Origin of the sequence: Sinomonas sp. (genome assembly GCF_051955515.1) — a bacterium.
Classification (GTDB): Bacteria; Actinomycetota; Actinomycetes; order Actinomycetales; family Micrococcaceae; genus Sinomonas.
Window position 1 is genome coordinate 1 of sequence record NZ_JBQCGQ010000225.1, and the last position, 11,336, is coordinate 11,336.

Genomic DNA, 11,336 nt, shown 5'->3' on the forward strand with positions numbered 1-11,336 from the left:
TTCGGCTGCGCGGCCCCTTCGAAGACCAGCTCGCAGGCGGCTTGATAGGCGAGGCTGCCGTCGAAGTCATCGGCCATGGGCTGGTAGGCCGGATCCCCGGCATTCTGGGAGTCGACGACGGCGGCCATCCGCTCGAGCGAGGCCCGCACCTCCGCCGCGGAGACCACGCCGTGGTGCAGCCAGTTGGCGAGCAGCTGACTGGAGATGCGCAGGGTGGCGCGGTCCTCCATGAGTCCCACGTCGTGGATGTCGGGCACCTTGGAGCAGCCGATCCCCTGGTCGACCCAGCGGACCACGTAGCCGAGGAGCGACTGGACGTTGTTGTCGACCTCCGCGCGACGTGCCGCCTCGTCCCACTGCTCGGGGTCGCCGAGGGGAACCGTGAGCAGCTGCTCGAGGCGCGCGCGGGGCGCCCCGGCGAGCTCGGCCTGCCGCCCCCGCACATCGACCCGCAGATAGTGCAGGGAGTGCAGGGTCGCCGCGGTCGGCGAGGGCACCCACGCTGTCGTCGCCCCGGATTGGGGATGGCCGATCTTCTCTTCGAGCATCGCGGCCATCCGGTCAGGAGCGGCCCACATGCCCTTGCCGATCTGGGCGTGGCCCGGAAGGCCCACTTCGAGGCCGATGTCCACATTGCGGTCCTCGTAGGAGAGCATCCAGGGCTGCGTGCGCAGCTCGGCCTTCCGGACGATGGGTCCGGCCTCCATCGAGCTGTGGATCTCGTCGCCAGATCGGTCGAGGAAGCCCGTGTTGATGAACACGAGTCGGCTCGTCGCCTCGGCGATCGCCGCCTTGAGGTTGGCGCTCGTACGCCGTTCCTCGTCCATGAGTCCGAGCTTGATCGTCTCGGGTGGGAGCCCGAGGAGCCGCTCGACCCGCCCGAAGAGCCTCACGGTGAAGGCCACTTCATCCGGCCCGTGCATCTTCGGCTTCACGATGTAGACGGACCCAGCACAGCCGTTGCGCTTCGGGTTGCTCGGATCGATGCCGGGCAGCGCGCACAGGACAGTGACGATCGCGTCGATGATGCCCTCGCCCACCTCGTCCCCCGCGGCATCGAGCACGGCGTCCGTCATCATGTGGTGGCCGACGTTGCGGACGAAAAGAAGCGAGCGGCCGGGCAGGATCAGCTCCGAGCCGTCAGGCGAGGTGTACCGGCGGTCCTCTGCGAGGCGTCGCGTGACCGTTCTGCCGTTCTTCTCGAAGCTCTCGACCAGGTCGCCACGGTTCAGGCCGAGCCAGTTGCGGTAGGAGCCCACCTTGTCGGCAGCGTCGACCGCGGCCACCGAATCCTCGAAGTCGATGATCGTGGTGAGGGCGGCCTCGGCGACCACGTCGCTCATGCCGGCACCGTCGTCGGCCGCGCCGGGAGAGTTGGGGTCAAAGCGGAGTTCCCAGTGGAGGCCGTGCCGGCTGAGCAGGATCGCCTCGGGGCGGCCGGGGTCACCGGTGAAGCCCCGGAAGGCTGCGGGGTCCGTCAGCCGGGCGGTCCCGGACGGGACTGTGACGGCGAGGGTTCCGTCCTCCACCACGTAGTGGGTCGCCTCGGTGTGGCTGCCGTGCTGAAGTGGGAAGAACTCGTCGAGGAGCCGCCGCACCTCCGCGATGACCTGGAGGCCCCGTTCGCGGTCGTATCCCTTGCCCTGGGGCGAGCCGGGCAGGGCGTCGGTGCCGTAGAAGGCGTCGTACAGCGAACCCCACCGCGCGTTGGCGGCGTTGAGCGAGTACCGGGCGTTGCTCACGGGCACCACGAGCTGCGGGCCGGCGAGTTCGGCGATCTCGGTGTCCACGTTCTGCGTGGTCACGGTGACCTGCTTGGGCTCGGGCACGAGGTACCCGATCTGCTCCAGCCGGGCGCGATACCCGACGGCGTCCCACGCCTTCCCGCGGTGTGCACGGTTCCAATCGTCCAATTCGGCCTGGAGGCGATCGCGCTCTGCGAGCAGCCGCCGGTTGGCGGGCATGAGATCGGTGATGATCTCCTCGACGCCCTGCCAGAATTCCTCGGACCCTAGCCCGCTGGAAGCAAGCGCTTCTTGTTCGATGAACTCGTGCAGCGCGGCAGCGATTCGCAGCCCGCCCACGCGGGTGCGCTCAGTTCCGGTCATTTGCTGGTCTCCTTGAAAATCGTTCCGGGGTTGAAGAGGTGCTGGGGGTCCAACGCGTCCTTGACCCGCTGGGCGATGTCGAGGGCATCCGGGCCGATCTGGTCTTCCAGCCACGGGCGCTTGAGCCGGCCTACTCCGTGCTCGCCGGTGATGGTTCCACCGAGGCGGATGGCCAGGGTCATCACGTCGCCGTAGGCCTGATGCGCGCGCGCTTCCTCGGCAGGATCGTCGGGGTTGAACACGACGAGCGGGTGGGTGTTGCCGTCGCCGGCGTGGGCGATGAACGCGATGCGCACTCGCTCCCGCGCTGCGATCTCCTCGACGCCGTGGATGAGGTCGGCGAGCCGGGGAATGGCCACCCCGACGTCCTCGAGCAGCAGGCGGCCCGTGGCCTCGACGGCGGGAATGGCGAGGCGGCGGGCGTACTCGAGCGTTGCACCGTCCTCGGCCGAGGTTTCCTGGACCAGGATCGGATCGTGCCGCGCGAAGGCGTCGAGCATCACGGCGATCTCTCGCCCCGCGGGGTCGAGGTCATCGCTTCCTGCCAGGACGAAGGCGGCGGCCTCGCGGTCCAGCCCGATCCCGAGAAGGTCCTCGACGGCGTTGACCGAGCTCCGGTCCATGTACTCGAGCATGCTTGGCCGGATGGTGCTGGCGATCTCCGCGATTGCCTCGGCCGCGTCCTCGGTGGTGCGGAACCACGCCGCGATGGTCCGATGCACGGGCGGGGCCGGAAGAAGGCGGAGGGTGGCCTCGGTGATGATCCCGAGTGTCCCCTCGCTGCCCACGAAGAGCTTGACCAGGTTGAGGCCCGCGACGTCCTTGATGAGCGAACCACCGAGGCGCACCGCGCGTCCGTCGGCGAGCACGACCTCGAGTCCGAGCACGTAATCGGCCGTCACGCCATACTTCACGCAGCAGAGGCCACCGGCATTGGTCGCAAGGTTGCCACCGATGGAGCAGATCTCGAACGAGGCCGGGTCCGGCGGGTACCAGAGGCCGTGCTCCGCGACGGCCGATTTGAACTCTGCGTTCAGGAGGCCAGGCTGCACCACGGCCGTCCGCGTGCGCTCGTCGACGCTCACCTCGCGCATCCGCTCGGTCGAGACCACGATGCCGCCGGAGACAGCGCTCGCCCCGCCCGAGAGGCCGGTGCCGGCTCCCCGCGGCACGACCGGCACGCCATGCCGCGCCGCCCAGCGCACCGCCGTCTGCACTTCCGCTGTCGACGCTGCGCGGACGACGGCGAGCGGGACCCCCGCATGCGGGTCACCGGCGCGATCACGCCGGTAAGGTTCGACGGCGGTGGGTTCCGTGAGCACGCTGCCTTCGGGGAGCGCGGCGATGAGATCCTCAACTCGCGCGTCGATCGGAGCCAGGTGCATGGCAGTTCTCATCCCTTCAGGCCGCTGCCGAAGCTGCGGATCATGTAGCGCTGGAAGGCGAAGAAGAGGAGGAGGATCGGCAGGCTTGCCATGAGCAGCCCGGCGAATACCTGACCCCAGTGTGTATTGAATTCGCCCACAAAGCTGTAGATCTGAACGGGGACCGTGACGTTCGGGGTGCCGCCAAGGTACAGCAGCGGGGTGAAGAACTCGTTCCAGATGGACACGCCATCGAGGACGATCACGGTTCCGGTGACGGGCAGGAGGAGCGGGACGACGATGCGCCAGAAGGTCTGGAACGAGCTGGCGCCGTCGACGCGAGCCGCCTCTTCGTACTCGGCGGGCAGTTGCCGCATGAAACCGGTATACAGGATGACCGTGAGCGGGAGGTGGATCCCCGCGTTGAAGATGATGAGCGAAACGGGGTTCCCCGCGAGCCCGAGGTCGGTGATGACGCGGTAGAGCGGCAGCACCCCGATCTGGAAGGGCACCATCATGCCGGCTGCCACGATCGCGAACCAGCGGAGGCCGGCCTTGCCGCGCGACCGCGAGAAGTAGTAGCTCGCGCAGGCTCCGACGACCACGAGGATCGCCACCGAAATCGCGGTGATGTAGATGCTGTTGATGAAGGCCGGGCCAAGGCCGCCTTCTTCCCAAGCGGTAGAGAAATTGTCCAGATAGAGCGACGACGGCGGCGCGATCGGATTGAGTGAGACCTCCTCGGAGGGCCGGAAGCCAACCGATACCAGGAGCCAGAGGGGGAACACGAAGGCCGCGGTCACGAGGATCATCACTGCCTCGAGGACGCCGGTTCGCCAGGTGTATTTCTTCATGTCCTTCAGTCCCGTTCCCGGAAGAGCCGCATCTGGCCGAACGAGATCACCGCGATGAGGATGAACACGATGAGGCCGAGCGAGATCCCGTAGCCGTAGTTGTTGTAGAGGAAGGCCTCGCTGAACAGCAGGGTGGAGAGTGTCTGCGTTGCGTTCCCGGGGCCGCCCTGAGTCGTGGCCATGACTTGGTCGAAGAGCTTCATCGAGGAGATGAGCGAGAGCGTGACGTTGATGAGAGTGGGGGTCCGCAGAAGGGGCCACGTGATCCAGAAGAATCTCTGCACGGCGTTGGCGCCGTCGAGGGCCGATGCCTCGAGGAGCTCGTCCGGGACGTTCTGCATGCCCGCGAGGAAGATGACCATGGAGTAACCCGCGTGCTGCCAGATCACGATGGTGATGATGCCCCAGATGGCAAATGCCGGGTCACCGAGGACATTCAGGCCGCCAACAGGGGCGCCGAGGGACTCGGTCAGGGACGCGAACGGTCCCCCGGGGACGAAGATGAACTGCCACACGTAGCCCACGATCACGGGCGTCATCACCACGGGGGCGAAGAGGAGCGTGCGGAGCACGTTCCGGCTCTTGATCTTCGAGTGCAGCCCGATGGCCAGGAGCAGGCCGAGGAGGTTCTGGATGATGGTGACAGCAGCCGCGATGAGCAGCGTGTGGCCCAGCGCCTCAGGGGCCTCGGGCGAGGAGAACAGCTTGACGAAGTTGTCGATGCCGTTGAAGTGGATGTCGCTGCCGAGACCGGTCCAGTCGGTGAACGCATAGTACATTCCCTGCAGCGTGGGGTAGGCGACCACACCCGCGAAGATCAGAAGGCAGGGGACCGCGAACCAGAACGGAATGCGCGAACCTGCTGCGCCGCCTCGCACTGCCTTCCGGGGGCGTGTATCGGAGCGCGGGGGAGTTTCTGTAGTGATGACCAATTGATGGCTCCTCAAGGGGGGGGCGGCACGCTGAGGGGTACCGCTGGACGGTCGAGGGTGGGACGCCTCGGGCGCCCCACCCTCCTCGAGATCAGGATCCGGCGAAGGCCTTCTGGATCGCGTTGACTGCGTCGGTGACGTTGGTCTTGCCGAGGATGAGGTTCTGATCCTGAGCGATCATGACCTGCTTGACTTCGGCGTTGGGCCAGAAGTTCGTGGCCCACAGGGCCGTCTTGTCGGCCTTGTAGAGCGGCTCGATGCCCTTGAGCCCGTCCATCACGGTCGTGTTGGGGCCCGCCTTGTAGGGAACACCGAAGGCAGCGTTCGACGCGGCGGTCAGCTGCTGGTCCTCGCCCATGAAGTCGATGAACGCGATGGCCGTCTTGAGGTTCGTGCTGTCCTTGTTCACGGCGTAGGAGGCGCCCGTGTTCATGGTCAGGACCGTGTCATCGGGGTTGTCCGTCGCCGGAATCTCGAACATGTCGTACTTGATCTTCGGGTTCGCCTGCTGGACGCCCTGGGCGGCCGCGGAGATGATGTTGACGCCCAGCGCCTTCTCCTGTGCCACGAGCTGCCGGGCCTGCTGATCCGAGTAGCCGGTCGAGTTCGCCTGGAAGCACTTGGCGTCGTTCATCTGCAGGTACAGCTCGTGCGCCTTCGTCAGCGACGACTTCCACAGGTCAGAGGTCGTCCACTTCTCCTTGCCCGAGGCCATGTCCGCGGCGAAGTTCTTGTTCTGCGAGTAGATGAGGGTGTTGACGAGCTCGAGCGGGACCTCGGTGTTGAGGTAGCCGGTCTGATTGCCCATGGCGATCGGGACGATGCCCTTCGAGGAGACGTCCTTGCAGAACGAGAGGAGCTGGGTGAACGTCTTCGGAATCGTCACTCCGAGCTTGGTGAGCATGTCGGTGTTGTAGAAGACGCCCGTCGGGTTCGCGTAGGTGTTGAGGGCGTACACCTTGTTGTCGTACGAGACGAGGCCGTTCGCCGTGTCACCCATGTTCTTGACCCACGGGCGGTCGGAGAGATCTGCGAGCATGCCGGCCTTGGCGAGCTGCTGCGTGGCCATCGCGTTCCCTGCTCCGCCCCACACGAACATGACGTCCGGTGCGTGCTTCGCGTCGAGCTGGGCGCGGATGGTGGTCTGGTAGGTGTTCGACGGCGATTCGACGAGCTGGACCTTGGTGCCCGGGTGAAGCTTCTCGAACTGGTTTGCGGCGTCCTGCAGGTACGGCTGGTCCGTCTGGGCGCTCACACGGATCGTTCCGGTGATGCCGTCCTTCGAGGCGCTGCTGCTGCCGCTTCCGGACCCACAGGCCGTGAGCGCTGTCGCGGCCGTCAGCATGACGGCGCCGACCAAGGCCGCGCGTCCTCGCCAGTTTGATGTGAACATCGTTGTCCTGTCCTCCTTGTTGGAAATTCCTGTAGATCTAGGCGACGTGGCCAGCGACGACGTGATAGGGCTGATTTGCGAGGCTTTCCTCGAGCCCGGGCACGAGCCACGCGTCGTGGCTGTCCTCGTCCTGAAGGACGAAGAAGTATTCGATCGGGAACCGCGCCTCGGTGCATCCGGCGGGGATCGTCGCAGAGAGTTCGCCGCCCTCGCGGTCCATGGGAACCGCAAGCCAGTCCTCGCCCTGGTTGAGGTGGCGTGCCCGAAGCTCAACGGTGATTCCCGGCTCGGCCTGGGCCTGCACGACGAACGGACGCCCGTGAACGAAGTCCTCGGCGGGAGTGTGTTCGAGACCGCCCTGTCGCCATTGCGTCGAACGCTGGGAAGCGACAGCCGATCCGTCGGAGCCGTTTGTGCTGCGCGTGACCTCTTCGAGCTCGCGGGCCAGTTCCGCGATGTCGGCGTCCACTTGGGCGAGTCGATCGCTCCAGTGGCCCTGCTCGGAGGGGCGGTCGCCGAACGCGAGGTTGGCACCGTAGATGCCGCTCGCGGTCTTGATGAGGCGGGCGAGGGCGTCCCGCCCGTCTTGGTAGTCGCCCAGTCCGCCACGCAGGACCTGTGCATCGCCCGTGGCGCTGAAGAGCGAGTAGGCCACGCCGGCCTGGATCTTTCCAGCGAAGAAGCGGGCCAGGAGGGCCTCGAGGGCCGCGTCGATGGCGAGGCGCCGGAAGCCCGGGGACTCGGGATCGGGGGCCGACGCTCGGGCGGCGTCCAGCGCCGCTTCGGCGGACTCGGCGAGCAGGAGCAGGCGTGACGCGACTTGGTCGGGCGTGATCCGCCCACTCGGCTTCCCGCTCACGAGACCCTCGGCGTAGGCGTCCGCTGTCTCGAAGATCTGCGGGTCGAAGGGGCTTGCGGTGCCCCACGTGCCGGGGTTCTCGAGGTCGAAGTCGTAGGTGTCGAGCGACCGCGCGCGGCGCGCGATCGGCATGTCCGTGAACACCTCCGGCCAGAAGAAGTTGTTCGAGGCGCTCAGGGACTGGGTCACCGTCACGAGCGGCATGACCTTGCCCGCCGAGGACAGCGCCGAAGCCAGGGGTTCGGCTGCAGCACCGAACTCTTGGCGCAGGCTGCGCAGCCAGGTCTCCTCTGCGGCGGAGGGGTCGTACATGAGCCGTCCCCACAGCCGGTATTCGTACGCGTACTTCTTCCAGTCGTCACGCCCGAGTGACAGCGACTCATCGACGTAGAGGTCGCGGGGGATCCCGTCCCGGCCGGTGTCCTTGCGGCCCCGGAAGGTGAGAGGCTCGCAGAGCTCGGCGCCCAACGCGCCGCCCAGCGTGCTGAGCCGGCCGTATCCCGCGAACAGCTCCGGGTCGGCCCAGATGAGGAAGCGTTGGCTGCCGGGCCAGACGCGGAAGATGACGTCGTAGTCGCGCTCCTCTCCGAGGAAGTCGCCATAGCCGTAGCGGGTGAAACGACGCTCGTTCTGGGTGACGCCGCGCAGGCCGTCCCCATTCGCGGGACGCGCCCTTTCGAGCGGCCGCACCGACGCCTGGTGGTAGGGGAGTCCCTGATGCTCGGCCCAGTACTTGGGCGAGATCGCCACGTGGGCCCCCACTTCGCGGGCCACCTGGATCAGCTCCGCGTCGACACCCTTGGCGTGCATGTCGACGTCGAGCTGTCGCCCGGCGTCGCGCAGGCCGGACATCACGGTGCGCCAGAAGGCGCCGTGGTCCTTCTCGGGCACGCCGCCCTCGTAGTGCACGCGGAACGTCACTCCGGAGATGGCGGGGCACTCGGCCAGCAGAAGGCGCAGTGCGTCCGCCGAGTAGGCGGGGACCTGCTCGTCGGGCAGGCCGGCGATCGGATACCGCAGCTCGGGGCTTTGGCCGAGCTCGGGTCGCACCGCGTGGTTCCAGAGGCCCAGCTGGAAATGAATGCCACGGCGTGCGGCTTCGTCGCTTGCATACCGGAGCGCTTCGAGATTCCGACGGCGGTCGTCCTCGCCCACGCCTTCTACGCGTACCTGATCCCACCCGGGCACCTCGACCAGGAAGGGGTAGGCGAAGCAGAGGTAGTTGTCGCGCACATCCGGATCGTGCGAGTAGTTGTACTGCATGCCGAGCGCCAGATGGACCCGGTTGATGCGCTGCACGGCGAGTTCATCGAGGTATCCGGTCCAGAACCCGGGGTCGCGGAACCAGCCGAGATCGAGCTCGTCGCTCGAGAACGAGCGGAGGACTCCGCGAACGGGTGCCGCAGGCGCCTTCGGAGCAGCCTCTGCGGAGGTCAGGGCCGCGAAAGGTTCCTCCGCGGTCCGCACGATGTCTGCGAGCTCGCTCAGGCCGTAGGCGAACCCACGGGGCTCCGCCGCCGTCACAACGATGCCGTCTGCGGTGGCCTTCAGACCGAAACTCTCGGCTTCAAGTGCGTCGTCTTTTCGGAGTTGAATGGGCATGCTCTCGGAGCCGGCGCTGACGGCGAGCCCCCGGTCAACCACGGCGGCCTCCAGATGGGCGAGAGCCCACGGCACGGGGGCGGAATGCGAGAAATCAGCGGGAATCTCGAATCGAACGGTGGTCTTGGTCTGCGACACAGACTCTCCTCGGCGATCGGAATCAGTCATTGGTCAAGCGGAGACGAAGAGATTCCACTTTGTGGAAATCCCCTTCCATTCGCTCAATGTTAGACAGATCACGTCGAGGCGGTCAATGCATTTTCGGGAAAATTCCGAAATTTACTGAGATCACTTTCGTTGGCTCGGACATGGGTGAGCCGGGTGGGGGCGGCGCCCTCCGGGAGGGCGCCCCTGGGAGGACTAGGCCCGCGGAGGGGCCGTGGACTCGCGGACCACGAGCTGGGTGGCAAGCTCGACGCGATGCGAGTCCAGCTGCTCGCCCTTCGCCTGGAGCAGGATGCTGCGGAGCGCCGCCCTCCCCATCTCCTGGAGCGGCTGCGCCACCGATGTCAGGGAGGGCACTGAGTCCTCGGCGAGGGCGGTGCCATCGAAGCCGACGAGGCTGAGGTCTTCGGGGACGCGTATCCCAAGGCGCCGGGCTTCGCGCAGGACGCCGACTGCGATCACGTCATTTCCGGCGAAGATCGCCGTCGGGGGATTCTCCAGTGCCGCCAGCGCGCCAAGCCCCTCGGCGCCGTGGTCAGCATGGAAGCGCCCGTTGATGACGAGGGCGGGGTCCACGTCGATGCCGCGGGCCATGAGGGCGGACATGTAGCCGTGGAGTCGCGCCTGGTTGTACTCGGCGGATTCAGGGCCACCGAGGTAGGCGATCCGCGTGTGGCCAAGGTCGAGGAGGTGTTCGGCGGCGGCTCTGCCGCCGGCGAAGTTGGTGGCTCCCACGCTCACGAGGTCGGCGGGCGGCAGATTCAGCGGATCGAGGACGACGACGGGGATTCGCCGCCGTCGAAAGGCCGCCAGGTGGGCGGTGCTGAGGGCCGAGGTGACCACGATCAGGCCGGCGCGCCGCTCGTCGATCATCCGCTGCGCCTTCCGGCTGAGATCAAGCCCTCCAGCGGGAAGGCCTCCCGTGGTGCTCAGGATGATCTCGACGTCGACGGTCGCTGCGTACGCGAGGATGCCGCTGAGCAGGGTGGAGGCGTACGTCGTGTTGACCGAGTCGAAGGCAACCTCGACGACCTCCGGCCCCATGGTCGTGCGGCGCTGGGCGGGCGACCGGTAGCCGGCCTCCTCGAGGGCCGCCAAGACCTTGGCCCGAGTCTTCTCTGCCACGTCTTTGCGCTCGTTCAGCACCTTGGAGACTGTGGGGGTGGAGACCCCCACAGCTCGGGCAATCTCGGCCAGATTGGGCTTCTGCCCCTGAGAAGCGAGCGACATGCGGAAGGTCCTGCTCTTTCGAAACTATTTCGGTTACCCCAGTGTAGGGGTCACGTGGTGACCTCGGACTCCGCGGACGCCACGAAGGACGGAACCAGCTCGACCCCCCAGCCGGCATCACGTGGCGCCGCGACCGCCCCACCTGCCACCTCCAGCATCGGCTCATAGACGCCCTCAGTCCACGGTGTCCGCTCGATGCTACTCCTGATGGTGGATGCACGCGGGCATCGCGAGAGCGAGGTGGAGCGTGAAGACCTGGAGCATCGAGTCGTTCGCGCAGTGCGGCGTGCACGGGATGCCGGCGAACTCCGCCAGTACTGTCACCTTGCGCGCCCGAGAGATGCCCCCGATGTAGCCGATGTCGGGCTGGACGATGTCCACCGCCTTCATTCCGAGCATCCGGTAGAACTGCGGCAGCGAGGTGTCCTGTTCCCCACCCGAGACGGGGATGTCGAGAGCCGCGGCAACCTGGGCGGTGTTCTCGATCTCCGGGAAGGGGCAGGGCTCTTCGTAGTGGAAGTAGTGGTGCTCTTCGAGGATGCGGCCCACACGGATCGCTCGGGACACGGTGAAGCCGCCGTTCGCGTCGGCGCTCAACAGGAAATCGGGGCCGAGGACCTCGCGCATCCGGGGGATGATCCGCTCCGTCCTGCCCGGTTCGGCGTCCCGATCCTGCCCCATGGCTTCGCCGACCCTGATCTTCGCTGCCCGGTATCCGAAGGTCGAGGCCAGTTCCGCGATGCGGTCGGCCTCGGCCTCCGGGGAGATGTTCCGGACCATGCTCGAGGCGTAGACGGGAACGCTCTCCCTCGCAGCGCCGCCGATGATC

General features: G+C 66.9%; 8 protein-coding genes. All 8 read right to left on the reverse strand.

Annotated elements, in window-relative coordinates:
* On the reverse strand, positions 1-2,108 hold a 2,108-nt coding region (locus ACTHL9_RS13260), incomplete at its 3' end, for a malate synthase G (protein ID WP_440519715.1).
* A complete protein-coding gene (locus tag ACTHL9_RS13265; protein ID WP_440519716.1) occupies positions 2,105-3,493 on the reverse strand; it encodes an FAD-binding oxidoreductase in 1,389 nt (462 codons plus the stop codon). The genes ACTHL9_RS13265 and ACTHL9_RS13260, both read right to left, overlap by 4 nt.
* 8 nt (positions 3,494-3,501) lie before the next feature.
* Positions 3,502-4,326 (reverse strand): carbohydrate ABC transporter permease, encoded by an 825-nt coding sequence (locus ACTHL9_RS13270; protein WP_440519717.1) that lies wholly within the window; start codon positions 4,324-4,326, stop codon positions 3,502-3,504.
* A gap of 5 nt (positions 4,327-4,331) precedes the next feature.
* A complete protein-coding gene (locus ACTHL9_RS13275; RefSeq protein ID WP_440519719.1) occupies positions 4,332-5,204 on the reverse strand; it encodes a carbohydrate ABC transporter permease in 873 nt (290 codons plus the stop codon).
* 145 nt (positions 5,205-5,349) lie between these two features.
* Positions 5,350-6,651 carry an ABC transporter substrate-binding protein gene (locus tag ACTHL9_RS13280; protein WP_440519720.1) on the reverse strand — a complete coding sequence of 434 codons (1,302 nt, stop codon included), beginning with the start codon at positions 6,649-6,651 and terminating at the stop codon, positions 5,350-5,352.
* A gap of 37 nt (positions 6,652-6,688) precedes the next feature.
* On the reverse strand, positions 6,689-9,250 hold the full coding sequence (locus ACTHL9_RS13285; protein WP_440519722.1) for a hypothetical protein: 2,562 nt from the start codon (positions 9,248-9,250) through the stop codon (positions 6,689-6,691).
* A 222-nt stretch (positions 9,251-9,472) separates the two neighbouring features.
* A complete protein-coding gene (locus ACTHL9_RS13290) occupies positions 9,473-10,507 on the reverse strand; it encodes a LacI family DNA-binding transcriptional regulator (protein ID WP_440519724.1) in 1,035 nt (344 codons plus the stop codon).
* Positions 10,508-10,705: 198 nt separating this feature from the next.
* A partial coding sequence (locus ACTHL9_RS13295; RefSeq protein ID WP_440519725.1) for a mandelate racemase/muconate lactonizing enzyme family protein occupies positions 10,706-11,336 on the reverse strand: 631 nt, incomplete at its 5' end.

What these genes read in the sequence shown, in the direction of transcription:
- ACTHL9_RS13265 (WP_440519716.1), bottom strand. Translation starts at nt 3,493, where the DNA reads ATGCACCTGGCTCCGATCGACGCGCGAGTTGAGGATCTCATCGCCGCG.
- ACTHL9_RS13270 (WP_440519717.1), bottom strand. Translation starts at nt 4,326, where the DNA reads ATGAAGAAATACACCTGGCGAACCGGCGTCCTCGAGGCAGTGATGATC.
- ACTHL9_RS13280 (WP_440519720.1), bottom strand. Translation starts at nt 6,651, where the DNA reads ATGTTCACATCAAACTGGCGAGGACGCGCGGCCTTGGTCGGCGCCGTC.
- ACTHL9_RS13290 (WP_440519724.1), bottom strand. Translation starts at nt 10,507, where the DNA reads ATGTCGCTCGCTTCTCAGGGGCAGAAGCCCAATCTGGCCGAGATTGCC.